At 54.6% G+C, this 25,139-nt stretch carries 21 protein-coding genes; 14 read left to right on the top strand and 7 right to left on the bottom strand.

Annotation, left to right across the window (positions count from 1 at the left end; genetic code table 11):
* Positions 1 to 192: 192 nt before the first annotated feature.
* The 3 genes from CFT68_RS02715 (at position 193) to CFT68_RS02705 (ending at position 4,658) form a co-directional block, all read left to right on the top strand.
* Positions 193 to 1,686: a PhoX family protein gene (locus tag CFT68_RS02715; protein ID WP_088841888.1), complete on the top strand. Its 1,494-nt coding sequence runs from the start codon at positions 193 to 195 to the stop codon at positions 1,684 to 1,686.
* A 329-nt stretch (positions 1,687 to 2,015) separates the two neighbouring features.
* Positions 2,016 to 3,842, top strand: coding sequence for a cytochrome-c peroxidase (locus CFT68_RS02710; protein ID WP_170934679.1), 1,827 nt, complete (start codon positions 2,016 to 2,018; stop codon positions 3,840 to 3,842).
* A gap of 255 nt (positions 3,843 to 4,097) precedes the next feature.
* Positions 4,098 to 4,658, top strand: coding sequence for a hypothetical protein (locus CFT68_RS02705; RefSeq protein WP_088841886.1), 561 nt, complete (start codon positions 4,098 to 4,100; stop codon positions 4,656 to 4,658).
* A gap of 133 nt (positions 4,659 to 4,791) precedes the next feature.
* Here CFT68_RS02705 and CFT68_RS02700 read toward each other — a convergent pair whose 3' ends face one another.
* Complete coding sequence (locus CFT68_RS02700; protein ID WP_088841885.1) at positions 4,792 to 5,307, bottom strand: NUDIX domain-containing protein; 516 nt, start codon at positions 5,305 to 5,307, stop codon at positions 4,792 to 4,794.
* 315 nt (positions 5,308 to 5,622) lie between these two features.
* On the opposite strand from CFT68_RS02700, the gene CFT68_RS02695 reads away from it, so the two are divergent.
* A complete protein-coding gene (locus CFT68_RS02695) occupies positions 5,623 to 7,038 on the top strand; it encodes a DEAD/DEAH box helicase (RefSeq protein WP_088841884.1) in 1,416 nt (471 codons plus the stop codon).
* Positions 7,039 to 7,245: 207 nt separating this feature from the next.
* The gene (locus CFT68_RS02690; protein WP_088841883.1) at positions 7,246 to 7,740 is read left to right on the top strand and encodes a hypothetical protein; all 495 of its coding nucleotides are present in this window, start codon (positions 7,246 to 7,248) and stop codon (positions 7,738 to 7,740) included.
* 160 nt (positions 7,741 to 7,900) lie between these two features.
* On the opposite strand, the gene CFT68_RS21745 is transcribed toward CFT68_RS02690, so the two are convergent.
* The 3 genes from CFT68_RS21745 to CFT68_RS02680 all read right to left on the bottom strand — a co-directional run bounded on the left by CFT68_RS21745 (position 7,901) and on the right by CFT68_RS02680 (position 11,759).
* Positions 7,901 to 8,071 carry a hypothetical protein gene (locus tag CFT68_RS21745; protein WP_170934678.1) on the bottom strand — a complete coding sequence of 57 codons (171 nt, stop codon included), beginning with the start codon at positions 8,069 to 8,071 and terminating at the stop codon, positions 7,901 to 7,903.
* Between the two features lie 798 nt (positions 8,072 to 8,869).
* Positions 8,870 to 9,541: a helix-turn-helix domain-containing protein gene (locus CFT68_RS02685; RefSeq protein ID WP_088841882.1), complete on the bottom strand. Its 672-nt coding sequence runs from the start codon at positions 9,539 to 9,541 to the stop codon at positions 8,870 to 8,872.
* Between the two features lie 445 nt (positions 9,542 to 9,986).
* On the bottom strand, positions 9,987 to 11,759 hold the full coding sequence (locus tag CFT68_RS02680) for a L,D-transpeptidase family protein (RefSeq protein ID WP_088841881.1): 1,773 nt from the start codon (positions 11,757 to 11,759) through the stop codon (positions 9,987 to 9,989).
* A gap of 337 nt (positions 11,760 to 12,096) precedes the next feature.
* Here CFT68_RS02680 and CFT68_RS02675 point away from each other — a divergent pair, with 337 nt between their 5' ends.
* Entirely contained in the window at positions 12,097 to 13,914 is a 1,818-nt protein-coding gene (locus tag CFT68_RS02675; RefSeq protein WP_088841880.1) for a M1 family metallopeptidase, read from the top strand.
* Between the two features lie 192 nt (positions 13,915 to 14,106).
* The gene (locus CFT68_RS02670) at positions 14,107 to 15,048 is read left to right on the top strand and encodes a cyanophycinase (RefSeq protein WP_088841879.1); all 942 of its coding nucleotides are present in this window, start codon (positions 14,107 to 14,109) and stop codon (positions 15,046 to 15,048) included.
* Between the two features lie 215 nt (positions 15,049 to 15,263).
* On the opposite strand, the gene CFT68_RS02665 is transcribed toward CFT68_RS02670, so the two are convergent.
* Positions 15,264 to 16,250, bottom strand: coding sequence for an isoaspartyl peptidase/L-asparaginase family protein (locus tag CFT68_RS02665; protein WP_088841878.1), 987 nt, complete (start codon positions 16,248 to 16,250; stop codon positions 15,264 to 15,266).
* A gap of 149 nt (positions 16,251 to 16,399) precedes the next feature.
* Here CFT68_RS02665 and CFT68_RS02660 point away from each other — a divergent pair, with 149 nt between their 5' ends.
* The 3 genes from CFT68_RS02660 to CFT68_RS02650 all read left to right on the top strand — a co-directional run bounded on the left by CFT68_RS02660 (position 16,400) and on the right by CFT68_RS02650 (position 18,717).
* Positions 16,400 to 16,822: a DUF3127 domain-containing protein gene (locus tag CFT68_RS02660; RefSeq protein ID WP_088841877.1), complete on the top strand. Its 423-nt coding sequence runs from the start codon at positions 16,400 to 16,402 to the stop codon at positions 16,820 to 16,822.
* A 283-nt stretch (positions 16,823 to 17,105) separates the two neighbouring features.
* Positions 17,106 to 17,975, top strand: coding sequence for an SDR family oxidoreductase (locus tag CFT68_RS02655; protein WP_088841876.1), 870 nt, complete (start codon positions 17,106 to 17,108; stop codon positions 17,973 to 17,975).
* A gap of 115 nt (positions 17,976 to 18,090) precedes the next feature.
* Positions 18,091 to 18,717 carry an AlbA family DNA-binding domain-containing protein gene (locus CFT68_RS02650; RefSeq protein ID WP_088841875.1) on the top strand — a complete coding sequence of 209 codons (627 nt, stop codon included), beginning with the start codon at positions 18,091 to 18,093 and terminating at the stop codon, positions 18,715 to 18,717.
* On the opposite strand, the gene CFT68_RS02645 is transcribed toward CFT68_RS02650, so the two are convergent.
* Positions 18,705 to 19,103, bottom strand: coding sequence for a VOC family protein (locus CFT68_RS02645; protein ID WP_088841874.1), 399 nt, complete (start codon positions 19,101 to 19,103; stop codon positions 18,705 to 18,707). The two genes, CFT68_RS02650 and CFT68_RS02645, sit on opposite strands and share 13 nt — an antisense overlap.
* A gap of 274 nt (positions 19,104 to 19,377) precedes the next feature.
* Entirely contained in the window at positions 19,378 to 19,920 is a 543-nt protein-coding gene (locus CFT68_RS02640; protein ID WP_088841873.1) for a DinB family protein, read from the bottom strand.
* 257 nt (positions 19,921 to 20,177) lie between these two features.
* On the opposite strand from CFT68_RS02640, the gene CFT68_RS02635 reads away from it, so the two are divergent.
* The 4 genes from CFT68_RS02635 to CFT68_RS21425 all read left to right on the top strand — a co-directional run bounded on the left by CFT68_RS02635 (position 20,178) and on the right by CFT68_RS21425 (position 25,024).
* A complete protein-coding gene (locus CFT68_RS02635) occupies positions 20,178 to 21,320 on the top strand; it encodes a TlpA disulfide reductase family protein (RefSeq protein WP_088841872.1) in 1,143 nt (380 codons plus the stop codon).
* A gap of 259 nt (positions 21,321 to 21,579) precedes the next feature.
* Positions 21,580 to 22,101, top strand: coding sequence for a YkvA family protein (locus CFT68_RS02630; RefSeq protein ID WP_141106406.1), 522 nt, complete (start codon positions 21,580 to 21,582; stop codon positions 22,099 to 22,101).
* A 232-nt stretch (positions 22,102 to 22,333) separates the two neighbouring features.
* Positions 22,334 to 24,586, top strand: a complete 2,253-nt coding sequence (locus CFT68_RS02625) for a S46 family peptidase (protein WP_088841870.1) — start codon at positions 22,334 to 22,336, stop codon at positions 24,584 to 24,586.
* A 69-nt stretch (positions 24,587 to 24,655) separates the two neighbouring features.
* On the top strand, positions 24,656 to 25,024 hold the full coding sequence (locus tag CFT68_RS21425) for a hypothetical protein (RefSeq protein ID WP_141106405.1): 369 nt from the start codon (positions 24,656 to 24,658) through the stop codon (positions 25,022 to 25,024).
* The last annotated feature ends 115 nt before the right edge of the window (positions 25,025 to 25,139 follow it).

Below are 25,139 nucleotides of genomic sequence, written 5' to 3'. Positions count from 1 at the left end.
TATGCCATGAGTGCTGTCTCGCAGCATAAGCGCCAGAAGCAGCTGCTAACACTACCATAACGGGTAGGTCATTTCACCTTCATCATTTGGACACAGCTTCATAACCAGCTGCCAACAGTGTGATAACACGGTCAAAATACTTTTGGGCATCCTTTCACGACACCCTTTCGCCCACTGTTTTTCTCCGTGTTTATGCACACTCCTACCCTCTCAGCGCGCTTATTGCTCGGCCTGGCTTTCTCGACTGGCCTAGCGGCTTGCTCCAACGACAACGACAGCAATACCCCAGCGGAAACACCCAGCACGGTAAAGCTCGATAACTACTCCACTACGCCGGTGCTGGCGAAGATGCAGGCTGGGTTTGAGAGCGTGAAGATGTACTCGCTTATCAGTTCCGACGACAAGCTGGCCGCCTCGCCCGACTTCATGTTCGGGGGCTCGGCCGATGGGGCCGGCCTGCTGCGCAACCCCGACGGAAAGGGGTTTACCATGCTGGTGAACAACGAGGACAACATGGCCATTTCGCGGGTGCAGTTCGATGAGACGCTTCGCCCCGTGCGCGGCGAGTACGTGCTGAACTCCGACGGAGGCCGCTGGCGCCTGTGCTCCGCCACGCTGGTAACGCCCGAGGAGCACGGCTTCGGTCCCTACTTCCTGAGCGCCGGTGAAAGCGCCGTAGATGCTCAGACCCACCTCATCCAGCCTTTCGCCGATAATAACACGCAAAGCACCCCGAAAGGCATCAAAGGCCTGGGCTACTGGAGCGCCGAAAACGCCGTGCCTCTGCCCAAAACGGCCTACACCGGCAAAACCGTTATCCTGACCGGCGAGGATGCTTCCGATGCCAGCGGCGGGCAAGTGGCGCTCTACGTCAGCAATGCGGTAGGCGACTTAGAGGGTGGTCAGCAGTACATGCTCCGCCGCAAAGACCTGAACCAAAAGGAGAAAGACATAACCCTAGGCCAGAAATACGAGGTAGAGTTCGTGGCCATTCCGGATTATAAAAACCTGACCGGCACCCAAATGCAGGCTCAGGTAGATCCGCTTAAAGCCATTAAGTTTGGCCGGGTAGAAGACCTCGATTACCGCAAAGGCGGCGGGGCCAACGGCCGCGAAGTCTACTTCAACGTAACGGGCCAGGATTTTACGGGCGTAAATGCCGACCAAAGCCGCACCAAATGGGGCCGGACCTACCGCCTCCTGCTCAATGAGCAAAACCCACTGCAAGGCACGCTGGAAGTAGTGCTGGATGGCGACGACCGCAACGGCAAAGCCAAGGACTTCCAGAACCCCGACAACATTTGCGTAACCCAGAACTACGTCTACATTCAGGAAGACTCCAACGGCTACGGCACCGAAACCCACGATGCCTACCTCTACCAGTACAACATTGCCACCGGTGAGCTGAAGAAGGTAATGGAGCTGGACCACCACCGCACGGAAACCGACAAAGACAAGTACAACGTGACAGGCTCAGCCTACACGCCCGCCCCCTCCACGAAAGGCAGCTGGGAATACGGCGCGCTAGTAGATGTATCGGATGTGGTAGGCCAGCCAAACACTTTCACACTCTGCATTCAGCCCCATTCCTGGCGGGCACAGAAGTACAAGGACGGCGGCGCTAAGCCCAACAATGGCAACGACCAGGCCAGCCAGGTAGTGGTCCTGAGCGGCCTGCCACGCTAGCGTATTTACCTATCATTAGGCCCTCTATGGTTAGGTTACTACATCCATTCATGTGAGCTATTGAGCCCCGCTTCTACTTCTGGAAGCGGGGCTTTTCACGCGGAAGTTCGGAGAATAAAAAGGATCAGAACCATCCTGTTTATTTGCTTTTACGATATACCCAAATGCTTAAAAAACATTTTACTCATTTGGTATTCATTTCATCACCAATGATTTACTTCCGGATTTCCCTTGTCATTCTGGTAGGCATGGCTCTATCTCTGATAAGCTGCCAATGGTCTTCATCGACTACCAGCCTTGCATATAAACTCTCCCCTGCCAGCCTGGCCATGCAGGTCCTTCGGCAGTATGGGCAGGATCTGACGCAACTAGATTCTGCTGTAGCTCGCTTACGCCATGCCGTGGCTACTGGACAGCAGGCAGAGCGGCAGCGCCAGGCTTTTCTGGCTGCTCGCCGAGCCTGGAAGCGGGTAGAACTACTGGCCGAATACTACAGTCCCTCCACCGCCAAGCTTCTGAACGGGCCCGCGCTGGGCGAAGTAGAAGAGTTCGACCAGCAACAACGCGTGCATGCACCAGAGGGCTTGCAGGTTCTGGAAACGTACTTCTACCCTGCCCTCTACAAGCCCGCACAACGGGAAGAAGTGCTGGAACAAGTGGCCTTCGTGCAGAGCAGCCTGCTAGGCCTGCACCATGCGGCCGAAACGCTTTCTCCCACCGACCGCCACCTGTTTGATGCTGCGCGGCTGGAGGTCTTTCGGGTGATGACGCTGGGTATCCCGGGCTTCGATACTCCCGCCTCGCCGGGGGCCGTGCCCGAGGCTGCCGAAGCCCTGGCCGCTGTGCAGGCAACTATTGCGCCCTATCAACCGCAGTTGCGCACCCGCCACCCTAGCCTCGCCGTTCGGCTAGACAGCACTTTCCGCGCAGTACAGGCTTACCTAGGCCACTCTAGCGCTGCTCATTTTGACCGGCTCGAGTTTCTGGTTGCCTACGCCAATCCACTGAGTCAGCAGCTTTGGGCAATGCAGCAGACTTTAGGGATTCCGGCGTTTAAGGAAGTGAGGGCCCTGCGGCCCGATGCCGGTTCCCTGTTTGAAGTTGGGGCGTTTGATGCCGTTGGTTTCGCGCCTACTTCCACCGTGCGTCCCACCGTTGCGCAAGCGGCGCTAGGCCGGCAGTTGTTTTTTGATCCGGTGCTGTCGGGCAATGGCAGCCGTAGTTGCGCCAGCTGCCACCAGCCCACCCGCGCCTTTACCGATGGCCAGGCGAAAAGTGTGGCCTACGGCGGACGAGGCGTGGTATTGCGCAATGCACCTACCCTGCTCAACGCAGCCTTGCAGCGCACCCAGTTTTATGATGGGCGCGTGAGCTTTCTGGAAGACCAAGTAGCATCTGTAGTCGCGAGCCCCGTTGAAATGCATGGGTCACTGGCCACCGCCGCCCGCCTGTTGTCGCGGAACTCCTCTTACCGGGCGGCATTCGCGCAGGCTTTCGCCACCGAGCCCCAGCAAACTGCCGTTCAGGAGCAGCATGTAAAAACCGTTTTGGCGGCTTACCTCCGTTCCCTGATTCGCCTCGATGCGCCACTCGATAAGTACATGCGGGGGCAGCGCGAGGCACTAAGCCCCAGTGCCCGGCGCGGTGCCAACGTGTTTCTGGGTAAAGCCAAGTGCGCCACCTGCCATTTCCTGCCGCTTTTCAATGGCACTGTGCCACCGGGTTTCGAGCGCACCGAGGCCGAAGTACTGGGTACACCCGCCCGGGCCAGTCGGCGCCCTCGCTCCCTCGATTCCGACCTGGGCCGGGGCGGCGCTACCGGAATCCGGTGGCAGGAGCACGCGTTCAAAACGCCCTCACTGCGCAACATAGCGCTTACAGCGCCTTACATGCACCAGGGTGCCTATCGTACTTTGGAAGAAGTAATAGACTTCTACGACCAGGGCGGTGGCGCCGGGCTGGGCCTTGATGTACCAAACCAAACGCTCCCAGCCGATAAGCTCCATCTCACCACTCAGGAAAAGCATGATTTAGTGTCGTTTCTGCATGCTCTCACCGATACGGCTGGCCTAGGCCACTCCGCGCCGCGCAGGCTCCCCCAGTTTCCCTCCGCTATGGCACGCCTAAACTACCGAAAAGTAGGCGGGCACTATTAACAGGCACTGAAGTTCGCAAATAGGGCCTCGGAAATTGATTAGGCAGGTAGTTGCCCCAGCTACGACAAATGAAGCAGTAACGCCGCTAAAACACTACTGTTACTCGCTAGGCCACTACAACTTGGACGGGGCAGCTGGTAGCTTCGCTAGGTATTGTACAAAGCCTGTCGAAAATATATAAACCGGCGCCACCGAAATGTTATATTTGCACCGTCGGAATCCGGCCTATTTTCTTACTTGCTTTCAGCTGCTTCTATGAAGAAATTTATCCTCCTCTCCGCGCTTATGCTCGGCACACTGGCTACCTCAGCTCAGTACATGCCTGGCAAGGCCCGCAAAAAATACACCTTCCCCAAGAAGGACGAGGAAAGCCCCTACGTACTCAACGTCACGAAGAACACCGACGAAGATGCGGAAGTGGAAGCCTGCGTAACCCGAGTGGCCTACCGCCCCTACGCCGAGCTGCTCACCGAAATCAATGAGCTGAAGCGCATGAACAGCATGGCGGATACTACCTACGAGCGCCGTTTCCGCCAATTGCCCGCTGGTGGCATGCTCACCGTGACTATGTACCGCCGCGGTGCCCAGAACGCCGACCCAGCTTATTTGAGCCTGGTTGCTAAAACCAAAGATGGCAAGGAAGTCCTCAACGTACAGGAGCTGCCAGCTGGGCAGGGCCGCTTCTGGAACCGCGACTTGTACATGAGCAAGCGCGCTTTACCATTTACAAAAACCGATACACCGCAGGATATTTTCCTGACAATCAACGACGCCAAAACGAAGCAAAACTTCGAATATATCATTAAGGCTGAGTAGATTACAAACATCACCCAAATGATAAAGCCTGACTCTTAATGCAAGAGCCAGGCTTTATCATTTGGACAACACAACAGATACTGCGCAGGCGTTACGCTTCGCATAAGCTATCGGCCCCCAAGAAGTAGCCTGCTCATTTCGTTCGCAGTTGGGCCCACTGGACCGCCACTAGTGTTTTGGCATCTTCAAAAGACGCTTTCCACAACTCCTCTGCCCGGTAATGCATCGCTTCTATTTTCTCGTGTTCGGATGCTAGGCCACCTCCCTCGCCTGTTTGCTTGCTTACTTCGGCATAGAATACCGTAATGACCTCCGCACTCGTCCCCGGAGAAGGCAGCAACCGCACAATTTGCTCCAGATAGTCCACCTCGAAGCCTAGCTCCTCCTGAATCTCTCGCCGGATAGCTTCCTCTGGCTCTTCGGTGCCGTCTACCATTCCTGCCGCCAGCTCTACCAACTCTCTTTCCGGCCCAATACGGTATTGGCGGGTCAGGATATATTGCTGGGCTTTGGTATTAAATACCAAGGCCGCAACGGCCGTGCCGGGCTCAAACCGTTCTCGTTTTAGTACATCTTTTCCGTCCTGGAGCTGCAACTGACGTAACTTATAGTGACCATCGTAGGCCAGTTTCTGATCGATGATGCGCATAAGAGAGGTATCTGGTTTAAGTTATTTCTCAGAGAAGTAAACGGATTTTACTGATTTGGGTGTTGTCACTCAAACTGAAACGTTAGCCCGGCGCAGTTCATCATCCCTGCCAAAGCTTTATATTTATTTTCATATATTTGAGGATCAAATCGTTATAAACCTATCCTTCCGTCGTTATTCATTTCTTTTCTTACGGTTGCACTTGTCCTTTAAGCGGCATTCCGACAATCGGCGCAAAAAAGCCGACCTTTGTCGGCGCAATTGTTGTTTTGCCATTTCTACTGCCCGTTTGGCAGCCGTTTTTCTTTCTTTTTGATGTCGTTCGACGAACTAAACCTTATTGATCCTATCCTGCGTGCTCTGCATGAGGAAGGATACACAACTCCTACACCCATTCAGGAGCAAGCTATTCCGCACGTGTTGGATGGCCGCGACCTGTTAGGTGTCGCCCAGACAGGAACCGGCAAAACGGCCGCTTTCACTGTCCCCATTCTGCAGATTTTGCACCAGACGGCCCAGGTTGAGCGCCACGCTCCCGGCCGTATCCGTTGCCTTATTCTGACTCCTACTCGCGAGTTGGCCATTCAAATTGGCGAAAGCTTCGCCTCCTACGGCCGGCACCTGAAGCTGCGCCACACCGTTATTTTCGGGGGTGTAGGCCAGGCGCCACAGGTAAACGCGCTCAAGCGGGGCGTGGAAATCATCATTGCCACTCCCGGCCGCCTGCTCGACCTCATGAACCAGGGCTTCATAGACCTGCGCCACCTGGAGGTGTTTGTGCTGGATGAAGCTGACCGCATGCTGGACATGGGTTTCATTCATGACATCAAGCGCCTGCTGCCTAAGCTGCCCGCCTCGCGCCAGACCTTGTTCTTCTCGGCCACAATGCCCGGCCAGATTCAGGATTTGGCTGATACCATCCTGAAGCCGAACCCGGTAAAAGTGGCCGTTACGCCTGTATCCAGCACTGCGGAGAAAGTAACGCAGGCGGTATACATGGTGGATAAGAACGACAAGCCCGCGCTCCTGGAGCACGTACTGTCTGATAAAAATATCCGCCGCGTACTGGTCTTTACCCGCACGAAACATGGTGCTGATAAAGTGGTAAAGACCCTGGCCAAGGCGAACATCCCATCGGAAGCCATCCACGGCAATAAGTCGCAGAACCACCGCCAGCGCGCCCTGCACAACTTTAAGGCGGGCGAAACGCGGGTTCTGGTTGCTACGGATATTGCGGCCCGCGGTATTGATGTGGAGGAGCTGACGCACGTTATCAACTACGAAATCCCGAACGAGCCCGAGACCTACGTGCACCGCATCGGCCGCACTGGCCGGGCCGGCGCCGATGGCATTGCCCTTTCCTTCTGCGAAGATGAGGAGCGCGCCTATCTCCAGGATATTCAGAAACTCATCCGGCGGCAGGTGCCTGTGGTAGAGAAGCACCCCTTCTCCTCCAGCGCTATTGCTCCAGTGCCGCTCTCCGGCGGGCCGGCTATTAAGCGTCCGAAAGGTCCGGCAGGTCGTCCGCCTCGCCCAGGCCGTGAGGGGCAAGGTGGTCGTCCGCAGGGACAGCACCAGGGCCGCAGTGGGGAGCGTCCGGCTGGCAATGGTCAGCGCACAGGTGGTGGCCCACGTCCGGCCGGTGCCGCAGCTCGCCCTAGCGGTGGTAGCGGCGGAGACGGCCAGCGTCGCCGCTCGCGGGGTGGCAATGGTGGCGGCGGAAACCGCTAGGCCACCTTCCGTAAGCACTTTATCTGTAAGCAGCCCTGCTTGCTTTGGCTTCGGCCATTGTAAGCAGGGCTGCTTGTTTTATAAAGAAATTTCCAGCTTTACGCTAGATGGTAGGCCAGAAGGAAACAAAACCCCTTCGTTGTTCCTTATTAGTGGGTACATGCCCATCTTCCGGCAGATATACTTTCGCTCCAACGTTGTTCTGTTATGGCTAAAAGCACTCTTTCCGTCATTCAAGCCCTTCGCGACACCGCTCAGCGTCTTGCCACGCAGGCCCCGTACCAGTGGGGCCATATGGGCAGCTGCAACTGCGGCCACCTGGCTCAGACTGTCACTAAGCTGAGTAAGGGTGAAATTCATGCCCGCGCCATGCAGCGCTACGGCGACTGGGAGCGGCAGATTACTGACTACTGTCCTACCAGTGGCCTACCCATCGACGAAACCATTGATGAGATGCTGGCCCTGGGCTTCACGCGCCAAGATCTAACTCACCTAGAGCGCCTCGCGGATCCGACCATTCGCGCTGCCATTCACTTCGAGCGTCGAAATGCCTTGCGCCATAATCAGCGCGATGATGTGGTGCTGTATCTCCGGACGTGGGCAAACCTGCTAGAAGGCCGTCTGCTAGCCGATATTCAGCTTCCTGATCTTTCTGTGGCTCCTTCCCCTGAAAAACCTGTTGCCATACTGGTTGCTGAATAAAGCAGTCTGCACTTCCTTCAAGTTCTACAACTTAAAAGCCCATAAGCCCCGCTGCACCTAGGTGCAGCGGGGCTTATGGGCTTTTGGCCTGCTATACATTACTCACGCTAGGTCTCTCCTTGCCCTACGTTGAGTGGCCAAGGTGGCCTAGCTGTATGCCTTAGTAGTTAACGTTGCTACGCTGAGCCTCCCGATATCCTTCAGGACGGTGGGTGCGCTTATAAGCGGCGTCAGCATTAGGATCTTTCTCCGCGTCGGGAGCTTGCGAGCAAGACGACAGGAACAACGAGGCGCCAGCGGCGAACAGGACGAACAGACGGAAATTTTTCATAGCCCAAAGGTAAGCAGCCCCCCGAAAACAGCCAAGCAGAACCCACTTAACTATAGTGCCTAATTCTGGCCTCCTTTAATAGTTGGCGCTAGCGTGGCAGGCAACAAAAGTAAATGGGCAGTCACAGCTACGAGGCAGCCAATTATACAAAGGCTCAACCGCTGAATACTTTCACAAATGTTACTCACCACTAAAGCCTTTCCCTCACTATATGAGCGCCAACGCGCCTACTACGCTTTAGACAGAAAAAGCAATTTTGCATTCCCAATACGCTGAGGTAGTATAAAAATTCTCGCTAATTCTGTTAGCGCAAATAGCCTAACAGACAATAGACTTTTTCTCGGCCACTATGAAAGGCAAAATAGTTAACATCTCCCTTCCTATTCACCAACTAAATAAGCATTAAATGTAAGTATGAATTATTTTATAATATTACTTTTATTAAATATAAACTTTAGTCAAAACAAAAGCTTTAACTCAATGATATAAATACCTGAAATTCACTTAATTAAAAATACGCCTGACAACGATTGACAAACAGCCTTAGCAAAGAAAATACTTATACATCTCCAACAATACCTTCAATAGAAATGCGCTTTCAATTAGATCGTAAGTAGCATGGAAATGGCCCCCTGTCCATACTCCGAAGTGCATACTGACAAATTGCATATAACGATGAAAGCAATATTCATGAACAGCTGCAAACCCACCAACAGACAACAGGTTGTTCAGCAAAATAAATGTCCTTCTTTCCGAGCGGCAATATGATAAGCCCAGAATGGCAACGCCAGTAACAGCTTACAGGTCAGACTTTTCAGGCTGAAAGTCAGAGAATGTGCCATCGTGATAGAAAATTACGATGCGGCGTATCGTTTTACCGGGTTCAGCAAAGGCCTTAGCCATGGTTTCAGCTTCTTTGTCAGCTTTCGCAACGGGCTGCTGCGCAACAGAAACTGCACTGGGTAACGGCAGAGTATCCTGCGCTGGTGGCCTAGTAACTACTGTGTCTGCTACGGCGACTTTCACTGGGGTGTTAACTGCTGCCGGGTTAGGCTCACTAGACAGTCTAACTACTGGACCTTGAAAAACGGGGGCTACCTGCTGAGAGGTAATTTCAGGGGGGCTGGAAAGAGTTGGGGCAGTACGTTGCACCTCCGGTACCTCTGGAGCCACCGGACGCGCTACTGCAGCCTTACTGGAGGCCTTGGTACGTTCGGCGGCTACGGAAGGCACGGGAATAAGGGAAGCCGGGTCAGACGCAGCTGCAAGCATAGCGCCTGTGCCACTTAGTAACCAAGGGATAGAAAGATCCGGGAAGGCCGTAATAATCTTCTGGACCACTTCCAAACTAGGCTTATTACGCCCGCTTAGTATATGGCTTACAATAGGCCTAGCCACCCCAATACTATCAGCAAACTGAGTAGGCGTAAGCTGCCGTCCCGTTAATATTTCCCGAATACGCTCAACCATATGGCATTCCAATAACTAGATTACAAATGTAGCCATTATCATTCAGCCAATTCGTAATGATGGACGAAGTACACAGTTGTAAACTGCTGATAAAGGGAGCAAATCTATATTTACAACAGTAAACAATTCAATACCAAGTTTACAATTGTATTACATATGTAAATACTTGCTCTATTGTTTACTTTGACGCCTTCGAAAAGCCATTAGGATACTATACAATTTGCAAGCGGGCTGCTTAAGGTTCTATATCAACAGCCCCCATCGAGTTCTACTCGCTAATTTTTGCCTCTTCGTCACAGTATGAATGATCTTGGCTCCTCTTCTGCTTGTGCATAGGAGTTTGAGTACGCTGAGGCAACCAGTGGCTATAGCAAAAAAAAGAAAGCGCCCCGGTCTATTGCTGATGCAACAGACCGGGGCGCTTACAAGAAAACCGTCTCGCGGGCTAGTTAAAGTACTCTTTCGCGAGGGACTTGTCGTGTCCGTAAATGTCTTCACGGAAGTTGACTTTTCCGTTTTCATCTACCCACGTGGTGAAGTACACCAAGTAAACCGGGAGCTTCTCGGGAAGGGTCACGTACTTTTCACGGCGTCCGGCAATCGTATCCAGTATGGCCGTTTTGTCCCAGCCGGGCTTGTTGCGCAACAGATATTCCGCCAGTTTTATTGGCTCTGCTACCCGCACACAACCATGGCTGAACCCACGTTTGTTCTGGCTGAACAGCTCATCGTGGGGAGTATCGTGAAGGTAGATATCGTTAGAATTAGGGAAGATGAACTTCACATCGCCGAGGTCATTCTTAGGTCCGGGGCGACGACGCAAGGTGTACTTCCACGTCTTTTCGTTCACGTTGGCCCAGTCAATGCTGTTTGCATCAACGGGGGTTGCCTTCGCGCCCCAGCCCTTCACGACCTCCATATCTAAGCGGTCAAGCGTGCCTTGGGCATCGGCTTCTAGCTTCGGACGCAGTTCTTTATCGATGATGCTGAAGGGCACATTCCAGTAGGGAGCCAGCACCACAAACTCCATCTGGTCGCTGAAGACCGGCGTTGCATTGAGCGTCTTGCCCACAATTACACGCATATTGAAGGCTTCTTTCCCATCCTCAACCACGTGCAGGGTGTAGTCAGGAATATTCACTAGGAGGTAGCTGGGCTCGAATTTTTTCGGGATCCAACGCCACCGCTCCATGTTCAGCACGATCTGGTCGATGCGCTGAGAGACCGGAATGTTGAGCAAACGCAGGGTCTCCCCGGCTACAATTCCATCGGCTTTCTGACCATTTAAGGTTTGGAATTCTTTTACAGCCGCCACCAATTGCTCGTCATAAACATGAGCAGGAGCGGCAGTAGTACCTGCTGCAATAGTAGCGCCTGGCTTGTTTGACACGCTTTGCACCGGCATCGCAGAAGCGTCTGGAGCTACGGCCTCAGTGCCTAGCAAGCGGCTACGCAAGGCCGCTACTGCCGGAGAACTGGCTCCCGGCTTAAGCTTGGTACCAGCCGGAATGGTTGCCCATCCCCCGTTACGCTGAACAGTCCGGTAGTCGGCTAACGCCTTTTTCAGACGGTCATATTCCGGGTGCAGAGGCTCAAACTCATAATAAGGATACGTGCTTTCCCGCTCCTTTAGGATGGTCATGAGGGCCTTGTGAAGTTTGATTTTATTGCGCTTCACATTCCAGTCAATGCTCTTGGTCTGGCGCGGGTTTACGGTACCCCGATAGAAATCAGAAGCCCAGTTGAAGTAGGTACCTGAAAGGGCTACATCAATCTCCTTTTCCAGTGCATTGCGCTTGGTAGAGTCAGACTGCGCCTCATTTAGGGCGGCAAAAAGCTTTGTAAAGTCCTTAGTCTGATAGTCTTTAGGGTCTAAGCCCTCATCAGCAGCCTTATTGATGACACCGAGCATCGTTTGCGCCTGGGGTACCACTTCGTGGTTGCGGAACCAGCCCAATCGGAAGTCACGCTCTTTGTAGAACTTCTTGGCCCACTCAATCTGGTCCTTAAACTTCGGCTCAGCGCTCATGTACTTTACAATGTACACGCTATCGAGCTTGGGCTGCGCGCCGCCAGCCTTGGTGAGGCCACCTGGCAGCGCATCTTTGATCTGGTCTTTCTGGTCCTGGCTGCACGACACCGTGGAGGTGAGCAGCAGCAGGCCCAGCAGCCAGCAACAAAGGGTGTTGAAATATGAAAACTGGTGTGTCTCGTTCATGCGGGGAGTGAGAAAAGAATTAAAACGACGGCGGGGTCTTGAAGATGGCAGACAAAAAGCTGTCCAAGTTCCGACGCGAGCCTGCGGCGTTTTACTGGTTTACGGGCTGTTGAGTTGTCAGACCGATGGTTCTTTCCTACTGTCGCAAGTTAGCAGATTTCGGCTTACGCTTGTAAACTCCGAGAGTAGAAAGTAGCTATAGGACCGACCTTCAACTTCCCTACGCGTATAGTAGCTGGCCTAGGCCACTTGGGCCAGGCCCGACAACCGGTGCCCAGAATACGGCAGTGAATCCTGTCCTATACTTGCGTTGTGCTTTACCTTCTGTTCTTCTCTCATGCCCCACACCCCAGCACCCACTACTCCGCACTATATCACCGACCCGCACAGCTATGCCCGGCCTGCTGAGGTAAGCGTGCACCACCTGGACCTCGACCTAACGGTTGATTTTACCACCCAAACCTTGGCAGGCCATGCCACTTGGCAACTGGCCAATGCTGCCGGAGCCACGGAGCTGTTACTGGATGCCCGCTCGTTGGCTATTGAAGCAGTACTGCTGGGCGGGCCAGAGGGCGAACCGACTAGCTTCACACTGGGAGAAGACGATCCGGTGCTAGGCCAGTCCTTGCGCATTGCCATTCGGCCCGACACGGCCGCCGTTACTATCAGGTACCAAACTACGCCGGGAGCGGCCGCGCTCCAATGGCTTGCTCCCGAACAAACCGCCGGTCGGCAGCACCCTTTTCTCTTTACTCAGTCACAAGCCATTTTGGCCCGCACCTGGATTCCGTGCCAGGACTCGCCGGGTGTACGCTTCACGTACGATGCCAGTGTGCAGGTGCCTGCCGAGTTGCTGGCCCTGATGAGCGCAGAAAACCCGCAACAACTAGCCCCCTCTGGGAAGTACCACTTTCGCATGACCCAGCCCGTGCCGGCCTACCTCATGGCGCTGGCTGTTGGCCACCTGGCATTTGAGCCGCTAAGCGCGCGAACCGGAGTTTATGCGGAGCCAACTACCCTCCCAACTGCCACCAGTGAATTTGTTGATCTGGAAAACATGGTGGTTGCGGCGGAGGACTTGTACGGTCCTTACCGCTGGGAACGATACGATCTGCTGGTGCTGCCTCCCTCCTTTCCCTTCGGTGGAATGGAAAATCCGCGTTTAACATTTGTAACTCCTACCATTCTAGCCGGCGACCGAAGCCTGACCAGCCTGGTGGCGCATGAGTTGGCCCACTCCTGGTCCGGCAACCTGGTTACGAATGCCACCTGGAACGACTTTTGGCTGAACGAAGGCTTCACGGTATACTTTGAGCGCCGGATTATGGAGAAGCTTTACGGCCGCCCCTATGCCGAGATGCTGCAGGTGCTAGGCCACTCCGCCCTACTCCATACTATCGAGGAACTAGGTACCAACAGCCCCGATACGCACCTGCACCTTCAGCTGGCCGGGCGCGACCCCGATGAGGGCCTCAACGAAATTGCCTACGAAAAAGGCGACTACCTCCTGCTCACGATAGAACACTTGATTGGTCGTGAGGCCCTCGATACGTTTATCAAGGAGTACTTTGCTCGCCACAGTTTCCAGAGTATGGACACCGATTCGTTTGTGGCTTACCTGCGGCAGGAGCTGTTTACTCACCACCCTGGCCTAGAGCAGCAGTTGCAGTTAGATGCCTGGATCAATGAGCCCGGTATACCATCGGTGGCGCCGCCGGTTTCGTCGGCGCGATTTGCGGCGGTAGAGGAGGCGTTGCAAAGTTGGCAGAAGGGCACACCCGCGGCGGGCCTAGCCACCTCAGAGTGGAGCAGCCACGAATGGGTACACTTCCTGCACGGACTGCCGTCCAAGCTTACTCAAGAGAAGCTCGCTGAGTTGGATGCTGCATTTGGCTTCACGAAGTCTGGCAACTCCGAAATAGTAGCCGCCTGGTTTCCGCACACCATCGCGGCCGGCTACTCCCCCGCCGATGAGGCTCTGCACCAGTTTCTGGTTCGGGTGGGCCGCCGTAAATTTCTGGTGCCGCTCTACAAAGCCTTGCTGGCTACTCCCAACGGGAAAGCGCGGGCCCAGCGCATCTACGCCGAAGCCCGTCCGAACTACCACGCTGTAGCGTCCGTTACTTTTGATGCGCTGTTGGGCAAGCCCATTTAGTAGCTGATATCAGTTTTCAACCAAACAAGTAGCACTAGCGCTTCAAATTGTGTTCCTTTAAAAATAGGTGGCGTAGAATATAAGCAGATTTGCCGGCCTGTCTGTTTATCTCTCCTACTGGCCTAGCGCTGGCCCGAACCTTGCTGGAAGTAGGTGGGCCTTTCCAATTGTTGACTAAGTTGATTTTCCGAATTGAAAAAAGATAAACCTCTCGGCAAGTTGATTGCCATTGGTGGCAATGAAGACAAGGGCACTTACCCTAATCCGCGCACCAAAAAAAAATACTACCTCAACTTCTTCGAGTTGGGTATACTGAAACGCGTTGTGTTGGAGTCGGGCAAAACCGATCCGCGCATCGAGGTAATCACAACGGCCTCCATGATTCCGGAGGAAGTAGCGCGCGTGTATGTTTCCTCCTTCGACATGCTCAACTGCCACAACGTGGGCATCATGGATATTCGGGTGCCGCAAGATGCGCTGCAGCCAGAATATGTGGAGCGCCTGAAAGTGGCCGACGTGGTGATGTTCTCCGGCGGCAACCAGTCGCGCCTGACGGAAATGTTCGGGGGCACGGAGTTTCTGCGCACGCTGAAGGAGCGGTATCGCAAGCAGCCGAACTTCATCATTGCGGGCACTAGTGCCGGGGCTATGGCCATGTCGCAAACCATGATTAAAGGCGGCAGCGTGCCGGATGCTCTGATGAAGGGCGCCGTGAAGATGGGCACTGGCCTAGGCCTCATCGACTGTGTCGTTATCGACTCCCACTTTGTGAAGCGCGGCCGCTTTGGTCGGCTCATTGAGGCGGTGGCCCTCCACCCTAAGCTCATCGGTATTGGGCTGGGTGAAGACACTGGCGTTCTGATTACGGATGGCCACCTGATGGAAACCATTGGCTCCAACCTGGTCATCATCATGGATGGTCATAAACTGGAGCACAACAATGCGGCAGCGGCGGCCAAAGGCACTGCTATTTCCATCGAGAACATGCTGTTGCACGCGCTAGTAAAAGGCAACGTGTATGATGTACACGAGCGCGAATTCTACCCCAGTTTAAATCTGCGGTTGCAAGCCAGCGAGTCTGTAGCCCTTACGGCCGGGCAGGGTGCGAACGAGCCCGCCTCCTCCGGCATGTAATTCAGCGGCCCCTAGTGGCCTAGCAAAAGCGCCGCGCTTCCTCCTGGGAAACGCGGCGCTTTTCTATGAAATAGCCCTTAGTGAGAACGACCTTGGGGACACAATAGGAGAAGCCAATAATTAGTCGTTTAATTCCTGTGCATCAATTACTTAACCCATTAAATCAAATTTCGGGCTACTCCTTATATATATAGCTCCACAAACTAGCCTAGAAATCAGTCTTTGTAGATGCCCAAATAAGGCGCCGCATCCTGGGAGCTAAAGCTGGCGCGGTACATGCCGTCGGAGTTGAAAGGAAGCGATACGTTGCCGAGCGCATCTACGGCTACTAGGCCACCCTCGCCCCCAACTGGAGCCAGCTTTTCGTGCACCACAATCCGGCAGGCTTCTGCCAGACTCAGGCCGCGATACTCCACGAGGCAGCTAATGTCGTGGGCCACCACGGCGCGCAGGAAAAACTCGCCGTGCCCGGTGCAGCTGATGGCGCAGGTCCGGTTATCGGCGAAGGTACCGGAGCCAATGATGGGCGAGTCGCCGATGCGCGAGTAGCGCTTGTTGGTCATGCCGCCGGTGCTGGTGGCCGCAGCCAGGTTGCCGTGCTGGTCGCGGGCAACGGCCCCTACCGTGCCCATCTTCTTTTTGGGGTCTTCGACAAAAGCTACCGGCTCCTCCAGTGGGGCGGACTCCGCAATGGGCTCACTGTGGTCGAGGCGCATGCGGCCTTCGCGGAGGGCTTCCTGCAATTGGTCGTAGCGGTGCTGGGTGAAGAAATACTCAGCGGGCTGCGTAGGCAGGCCATGTTGCAGAGCCAATTCATCGGCGCCGGGGTAGGCCAGTAGCACATGGTCGGTTTGCTCCATCACGAGGCGTGCCGCCCGGATGGGGTTCTGTACGGTACGGGCGCCGGCCACTGCCCCGGCTGCCCGGTCGCGGCCGTCCATAATGGCGGCATCCATCTCGTGGTGGCCATCATGCGTGAATACCGCGCCTTTGCCTGCGTTGAAGAGTGGGCAGTCTTCGAGGCTGCGCACGGTCAGCTCCACGGCATCCAGCGCGGAGCCTCCCTGGCGGAGCACAGCCGTACCAATTTCCAGCGCTGTGCGTAAGGCCTGCAGGTAAAGCTGCTCCTGTGCCGGCGTCATCAGGTGCCGGGATATCGTGCCGGCGCCACCGTGCAGGGCCAGGGAAAAAGTAGTATTCATCAGGAAAAACTATTTCAGAGAAAAGGCAAAACGCAAGGTAAAGGTACGCAGGCAAATGCCCCCGAAAGGGCCCGACGAACCTAGCCGAACCGCGTTTTTTTTCGTACGTTTGATTAACTGTTTCAACATCCCCAAACATATTCTTTCCTATGGCTTACGAAGCTACCGGCCGCCTGCACGAGATATTCGACGAACAGCAGGTGAGCGAAAAATTCCGCAAGCGCGAGTTCGTGCTGGAAGTCGTAGACGGCCAGTATCCTGAGCATATCAAGTTCCAATTGGTGCAGGACAAAACCGCCCTCATCGACTCCTACAAAGTAGGCGACGAGGTAAAAATTTCCTTCAACCTGCGTGGTCGTGGCTTTAACAAGAACGGCCAGATGCTGTACTTCACCAACCTCGAAGCCTGGCGCATTGAGGCTGGCACCGGTGGTGCTGCAGCTCCGCAAGGTGGTGGCAACTTCCAGCAGTCGGCCCCTCGTGCTGCTGCTCCGGCTGCCAACCAGAACCCGAACCTGCGCGCTTCGGCCGCTCCCATCGCCTCCGACGACGACAACGACCTGCCCTTCTAAGCGGCGTTATCTTCTGCGTTATGTTGCAAAAGCTGCTTCCGGAAATCGGAAGCAGCTTTTTTCTTGCAACCCGCCCAGCAGCCTGCTTTCAGGGAGCTGCTACTGGCCTATAATTGATATATATAGAGTAGCATCATCTGCTGATGATGCTACTTCTTCTGTCCGAAATCAATTGTAGACTCACCCGACTGGCCACGTTTTTCGTAAGCGAGGCTGCTTCTTACCGCACCTAGGCCACTCTGCGCCTTCGTTAGCCCCGACTTTGCTTTTACCTTTGCCACCTATGGCTGCAGCACTCCCTCTTTCTGGTAAAACGGCCCTCATCACGGGGGCTACAAGCGGCATCGGACTGGTGACGGCGCGCGAACTGGCGCGCCAGGGAGCCCGCGTTGTGCTCGTGGGCCGCGATACCGAGAAGGCCGAACGAGCCCGGGCCGCCATTCAGCTAGCCGCTGGGCCCGACGCCGAGGTGCACGTGAAATGCTTCGATTTATCGCTGCTGCGCAATGTGCGGGCCTTGGCCGATGAGGTACAGCAGGAGCTTAGCCAGCTGGATATTCTGGTGAATAATGCCGGCATCATGCCCGGCACGCTTAGCATCACGGAAGAAGGTCATGAGCTGAGCTGGGCCACCAACCACCTTGCGCCCTACGCCCTCACCAACCTGCTCTTGCCGCTGCTGGATGCCGCCGGCAAGGCGCGCGTGGTAACGGTATCGTCGGTGGCGCATTGGGTGGGCGAGATTGAACCCAACCGCGAAACCCGCAACTCTCCTGATAAATACAGCTGGCTAACGGCCTACGCCGATTCCAAGCTCGCCAACATCCTGTTCACGAAAGAGCTGGCTCACCGCCTCGACCTCACGGGCATCACGGCTAACTGCCTGCACCCGGGCATGGTGGATACCGCTCTTATGCGCCCCGATACTTCGGCCGTGATGAAAGCACTGTGGTGGATGGCGCGCCCCGTAATGGTTGCGCCCGAGCAGGGTGCCCGCACCAGTATCTACCTGGCCTCCTCCCCCGAGGTAGCCAACGTGAGTGGCCGCTATTTCACCAACTGCCGCCCGGCCCGAAGTTCCGGCCGCTCAGGGAGTAGCATTGAAGCCAGCCGGTTGTGGCGGATTTCGGCTGAAGAAACCGGGATTGAGTAAAGTGTACGCACGCAAATAAGCTGCTGTGCTTACTCCCGGCTACATTTTGCGTTTTGTTGTGTTTATGTATCGGAAACAGGCCTAGCGATACTTCGGGTCATCTCCTTATACTTCTATGACGGACTTACAGGAACTGATTCGGCAGGGCGAAGGAGAACAGCTGGAGTTCAAGAAGCGAACCACCCATCCGCATCGTATTTCCCGCACGCTTTCCTCCTTGGCCAACACGCATGGCGGACGCGTGCTTGTTGGGGTGGATGATGATGGCCGGATTGTGGGCGTGCGCGATGCGGAGGAAGAAATGTATCAGTTACGCGAAGCCGCCGCCCACTACATAGACCCGCCCCTGACGCTTCGGTTCCGGGAAATAGAGGAAGATGGCCGGATGGTAGTGGTTGTAACAGTACCCGAAAGCCCAGTGAAGCCGCACCGCGCCCAAGTAGCCACCGACGACTGGCGCTCCTATGTGCGTGTACGCGATGAGAGCGTGCAAACCAGCCAACTCACCGAGAAAGTGCTGGAGCGTTCCGATGCCACGCCAGCATTTGAGCGCATTCCGCTAAGCAAAGAAGAAGTGGCGGTGCTGGACTATCTGCGGCAGCACCCGCGCATCACGCTAGGCCAGTACATGAAGCTGCTGAACATTGGGCAGCGGCGAGCGTACCGCACGCTCATCAAGCTCACGCTGCACGGCTACATCAAGCACCACGATAAGGAGAAGGAAGTGTACTATACGCTCTGAGTGGGCTCCAGTAAGTCCCATTGGTTGCCATACAAATCAGCGAATACTAGCACTTTACCGTATGGTTCTGCTATTGGCGGGCGTACTATCGTCACGCCCTGTGCCTGAAGCTGCGCATAATCGCGGGCTACATCATCGGTGTAAAGGAACAGGGCCACGCGGCCGCCGGTCTGGTTGCCAACGCACTGAGCTTGCGCGGGCGTAGCAGCGCGGGCCAGCAGTAGCTCAGCGCCGGCCAACCCCTGAGGCGCCACGCGCACCCACCGTTTCTGTGCACTAAGCACGGTATCTTCTAGCAGCCGAAAGCCTAGCTTCTGAGTGTAAAAGTCAATGGCTTCATCGTAATCAGCTACCACCAGGGTAACAAGCGCAATTCGTTGATTCACGGGCAGTCAGGCACTAATTCATAAAGCAAAACAGCCGGCTTCTCTGAAGTGAGCCGGCTGTTCCAGGAAATTCTTAATGGGCCAATTAGTCCTGCTGACGAGACTTCAGGGCTTTCTTCTCTTCTTTGGCGGCCTTTTTCTCCTTGGTGGTTTTGGCAGGCTCCTTTTTCTTTTCCTTGCGGGGTTCTTGTGCTTTAGCCATGATGATGAGTAGTTGGAGGGAATGGATAAACCCCTAACGCGGCGGCGCGGCAGGGTGTTGTCTGCAAGTACGTTATTTGACCAGCATGGACAGGTATCGATCCTGCAAAATATGCAGATGGTGCGCCTCATGGCCAGGCAGAATGTAGGCCAGAGCCCGCACACTTACCGGATTGTTGCTCGCGGTACCCATCTGGCTGTAGGCCTCTGGCTCAAACGAATCGAACAAACTCAAGGTAGCGGCGCGCACCGTATCATACTCGTGCAGAATGCTTTCCATAGTCCGCTTATCCGCACCGGAGGCTGGCACATAGTCATCCTGTTCGAAGCCGGGCAGGGGCTGCTTGTCGCCACGGGCAATGCGCAGGGCGCGGTAGGCAAAAATGCGTTCGGTATCCATCATGTGCACCAGCATTTCCTTGATGCTCCACTTGCCGGGGGCGTAGCGCAGCAAACCCTGCTCCTCGGTAAAATCGGCGAGCAGCTCCTTTAGCAGCAACGGCTGCTCCCGCAGATGCTGAAGCGGGTTGTGGCCTGCGGGAATGTTCTGGATGTAGAGGTCGTAGTACGGGGCGTACTCGCCGGATGCGGGACGGGTGGTCAGGTGGTTGCTCATGGGGCTAAACTACAAGAAAGCCGTTATTCTTCGGAATTTTACGCTTAACTATCCCTCTATATACTGCCGTTACGGACATTCATGCTTTCAACCGTTTCTAGTCATTTCCCCGGTATCCTTTAGTCGTTTTTCTCTACTGAGGTCTTAGAATAAGTTAAATGCCACACGACGGGGAGTACACTTGCACCCGTGTAAGGCCACCGTATATTTGATAGAAACATAGTAATCCTAAACTACTTTCCCTCTGATATCTCAGTATGAAAATTATCTATCTAGGCCTGCTTGCACTCCCGTTGCTTGCCGCCGTTCAATCTGATAAATCTTACACTATAGAAGGTCAAGTTAACCGCGCTATCAATGCACCGGCCAAAGCCTTTTTGTACTACGGAGGCAAATACATTGATTCTGCTGCCGTTCATAATGGTCGCTTCACGTTGCGTGGTCAAGTTGACAAGCCTGGTAGAGCTTTTATACTACTAAGTCGGCGAGGCAGCTCGCGCGAAACGGAGGGCATGGGTATTCTACATGCTGATGTTCGCACAGCATTTTACTTAGAGCCTGGCACTACTACACTAACCAGCTCCGATTCATTGAAGTACGCCCGTGTGGTGGGTGGCCCCTTGACCACGAAATTGCAGCAGCTTGATCAGGCGGAGCATCCGATTGTAGCTGGCTATAAGCAGTATGATACTGAGTATAAGCGGGCTACTGCTGAGCAACGGAGCTCAGTAGAGTTTAAACAAGCACGAGCCGCAAGGCGAGCTGCCCTTAATCGTCAGCGTACAGCCATCGACTCTGCGTTCATAATGAACAATCCAGCCTCATTCGTCAGCCTGGATGCGGTAGACATGATGAGCAATACAAAGGCTGATACGGCTACTGTTCGCTATTTATTGGCTCATCTCACACCTGCCTTGCGCAATAGCCCGGAGGGCCAGCAAGTTGCTACTAAGTTGGCAGACTACCGTCGCCCAATTATATCCTTAGGATCGAAGGCGCCAAGTTTTACTCTAAATACTCCAACCGGCAAGTCCGTGTCACTCGCCGACTATCGGGGCCGCTATGTACTCATTGATTTCTGGGCCAGTTGGTGTGGTCCTTGTCGAAAGGAAAATCCCAACGTGTTACGCGCCTATAAGGCCTACAAAGGAAAGAACTTCGACGTGGTAAGTGTCTCAATTGATGCAGCTGACAACCGGAGCAATTGGCTAAAGGCTGTGCGGGAAGATAAACTACCCTGGGCTCAGGTGATCGACAATGCAAGGGCTGGTAACGTAGCTAAACTGTATCAGGTGGAAAGCATTCCGCAAAACTTTCTACTAGACCCAACCGGCAACATAGTAGCCAAAAATTTACTTGGGGAAGAGTTGCAACGCGTATTAGCTGAGAAATTGAAGTGAGAGCTTATTCGAGAAGAATTGAGTGCTCACATATGGATACCGTTGTACTCAGGAGCGGGCTTACGCCGTCCAACAAATGGAGATAACAGCCACCAAGCCTGTACCTTCTCCTATAGTGCCTAACCTGCATAGCATGATTGCCGCAATTCCTATTCTCTGAGATTTGTTTGCGCTGTACAATTACTGGCCTAGAAGCACTGCATACAACGCCGGTCCGGCCTGGCGCGTACACGGCGCATATTCTAATCTCAACCAGCACATGGCAAACCTTGTCGAAAAAGGACTTTCTATTTCCAAAAATGCGCTATTCAGCGTATTCCTGAACCGCGCCGGCAAGCTTCTCGGGCGCCCGTTCAAAGTAGTGATGGTGCTCAATGAAGTCGCCAATAAGCTGGCCAGCAAGGAAAGCGGCGACAACAAGTTCAAACAACTCATTGATGTAGCCCTCACGGTGGTGCGCCTCGTGCGCAACTACATCAGCGGCAGCTACCGGCAGGTTGATAACGGCACCATTGTATCGGCGCTGGGCGTGCTGCTCTACACACTTTCCCCAGTTGATCTGGTGCCTGATTTTATTCCGGTGGTAGGTTTTCTGGATGATCTGGCTTTGCTGAGCTGGTTTGTAGAAAAATTCCAGGGCGAAATCGTGCGCTTCCGGGAGTGGGAAACCACGCACGCGGCGGAGGAAACCGACGATATTCCGGCCGCTTCGATGGTACCGGCCGCTTCCAAGAATAACGCGCAAAATGCCGCTGCCGTAGCTGAGCTAGGCCACTCCTAGGAGCAGTTAACGTCCTTAATTCCTTTGCTCTAAACCGATCCTGAATCGGTGATGCATGTTGCCAGTGCCTGCCCAAATTCGGGTGGGCACTGCTGCTTTTCCAGGGTGGCCTGGAGCGCTATTTCTTGCCTAGACAGTGGCCTAGCGAACTTTTCCAGCAGCAGCTTTGCTATTTTTGTGTCTTGTTTTTATCTCTGGCCCACCCACCAGCGTTCCTCCTACCACCATTTTTATGAAGCAACTTTCCCGGCTGGCTCTGCTAGCCATAACTCTATTTTCCCTGATTCCGCAGGCCCGCGCCGATGAAGGCATGTGGCTGCCGCTGCTACTCAAGCAGCTCAATGAGGCCGACATGCAGAAGAAAGGCCTCAAGCTCACGGCCGAGCAGATTTACAGCATCAACCAGGGCAGCTTGAAAGATGCCGTGGTGCAATTTGGTGGCGGCTGCACCGGCGAAATCATTTCCGACCAAGGCCTGTTGCTCACCAACCACCACTGCGGCTACAGCCAGATCCAGAGCCATTCTTCGGTAGAGAAAGACTACCTCACGAAGGGTTACTGGGCCATGTCGCGGGAGCAGGAGCTACCCAACCCGGGCCTCACCGCCACCTTTATTGTGCGCATGGAAGACGTAACCAGTCAGGTACTGACGGGCATACCGACGACCAGCATCCTGGAGGCCGACCGCGAGAAGCTGGTGCAGGCCAACAGCCAGCGCGTGGCGCAGGCGGCGGTACAGGGCACCAACTACCAGGCCTTTGTGCGACCCATGTTCAGTGGCAACGAGTATTACCTGTTCGTGACGGAAGTTTTCCAGGACATCCGCCTGGTGGGGGCGCCCCCGAGCAGCATCGGCAAATTCGGCGGCGACACCGATAACTGGGCCTGGCCCCGCCACACCGGCGACTTCAGCATCTTCCGCATTTATGCCGGCCCCGATAACAAACCCGCGCCGTACTCACCCGATAATAAGCCCTTCAAGCCCCGTCACCACCTGCCTATTTCGCTGGGCGGCGTGCAGCCCGGCGACTTTACGCTGGTGTTCGGCTTCCCCGGTCGGACCAATGAATACCTGACTTCTTGGGGCGTCGATGAGGTGTATTCCCTCTCGAACCCCGCCAAAATCAAGGTACGCGATGCCAAACTGCGCATTCTGGATGCCGATATGAAGGCTTCCGACAAGGTGCGGATTCAGTATGCGGCCAAGTACGCCAGCATCGCCAACTACTGGAAGAAGTGGATTGGCGAAACCCGTGGCCTTAAGAAACTCGATGCCGTAACGCGCAAGCAGCAGCAGGAAGCACAATTTCAGAAGTGGGCCGAAAGCGGCGACGAAGCCCGCAAAGCGACTTATGCTGCGCTCCTGCCGCAGTTCCAGAAAAGCTACGCCACCGTCCGCGACTACACCCTGGCCCGCGACTACGTGACAGAAGCTGCCCTGGGCGTGGAGTTGCTGTTTTATGCCAACAGTCTGCTGCCGGCGCTGGATATGCTGGAGAACAAAGCCTCGGCCGAGGAACTGGCAGCCGCGATGGAAAAGCTTAAGAAAGGCGCTCCGGGTTTTTTCCGCAACTATAGCGTAGCAACTGACCAGAAAGTAGCGGCTGCTTTGCTACCATTTTATGCCAACGGCACGCCCGCCGCCCTGCTACCGGCCCATGTGAAAAGCCTGCAGAAGCAGTATGCCACCACCGGCTGGAACGCCTACGCGGAGCAGCTTTACGGCAAATCGCGCCTCACGTCGCTGGAAAGCTCTTTGAAAGTGCTGGATGAAGTGGCAAAAGGCAACGCCCAGGCTCTGCGCCAGGATCCGGCCATTCAGCTGGTACAAGCCATCGTGAACAACTACCGCCAGCAGGTGCTGCCCACGTATAACGCGGCCACCGACAACATTGCCCTGCTCCAGCGCACCTACGTGGCCGGCCTGCGCCAACAGCAAACCGACCGCAAGTTCTACCCCGATGCTAACTCTACCCTGCGAGTGGCCTACGGCCAGGTAGCTGGCTATGAGCCCGCCGACGGTACTAAATACGACTTTTATACCACCCTCGACGGCATCATGGCGAAAGCCGACCCTACCAACCCCGAGTTTGAAGTACCCGCCCGCCTCGCCGAGCTGTACAAAAACAAGGACTATGGCCCCTACGCCTACAAGGGCTCGGTGCCGGTGGCCTTCATTGCTACCAACCACACGACCGGCGGCAATTCCGGCTCACCCGTCATCAACGGCAGCGGCGAGCTCATCGGCATCAACTTCGACCGGAACTGGGAAGGCACCATGTCGGATATCATGTTCGACCCCGACCGCGTACGCAACATCACCCTGGATGTGCGCTATATGCTGTTTGTGATAGATAAATACGCCGGCGCCGGCCACCTCGTAAAAGAAATGACGCTGGTGGGCGGACATAATGATGTGGCCCCAGCCGGCAAGAAGCTGGAAAAGATCAAAGTAAAGCGTAAGCCTGCTAAGGAGAAAGCATAATTGCATTTCCTTTATCTACAATGCCCGCCGGAAAGTCTATCTTCCGGCGGGCATTTTTTATATGGCTGCATGAGCCTCGTTCCTTTATTTCCGGATTTACAACACATCAGTCGAAAACTCTCTGCATCAGGCAGCTCGGTAACTTGTCAGCATTTCCGGACGGAATTACGTTTTCGCTGGAACCCTCTTACAACAAAGCAAAAAAAAGCGGGCTATCTATCTTTTGGAGTATTTGCCAGCATCTGGATATTTATAAGCATCCAACAAAAAGCCTACTCAATGTTTATTTGGCTAGCACTTTTTGTGTTAATGATCTGGGGAGAAAAGCGTCGAAAATCTATTGGTTTAGATGTATTAAGCTTACACAATGACGTTCGAATTGATACTGGAACTCGACGAGTTTTAGTTGTACACCTCAGTGATGTATACCGTCAGTAGGTGGCAAGAGATAGGGTATTATCCTTTGATGAAGTGCGAGCAGTAGGGATAGAAGCTTCAGGATATGCTGGCATTCTGTACCTGGAGTTAGCAGATGCAAGCAAGCTGTTTCTTT

Source organism: Hymenobacter gelipurpurascens (genome assembly GCF_900187375.1).
In the GTDB taxonomy this organism is placed as follows: domain Bacteria; phylum Bacteroidota; class Bacteroidia; order Cytophagales; family Hymenobacteraceae; genus Hymenobacter; species Hymenobacter gelipurpurascens.
The sequence above is the reverse complement of the archived record's forward strand: the minus strand, read 5'-3'. Positions and strand labels throughout refer to the sequence as shown.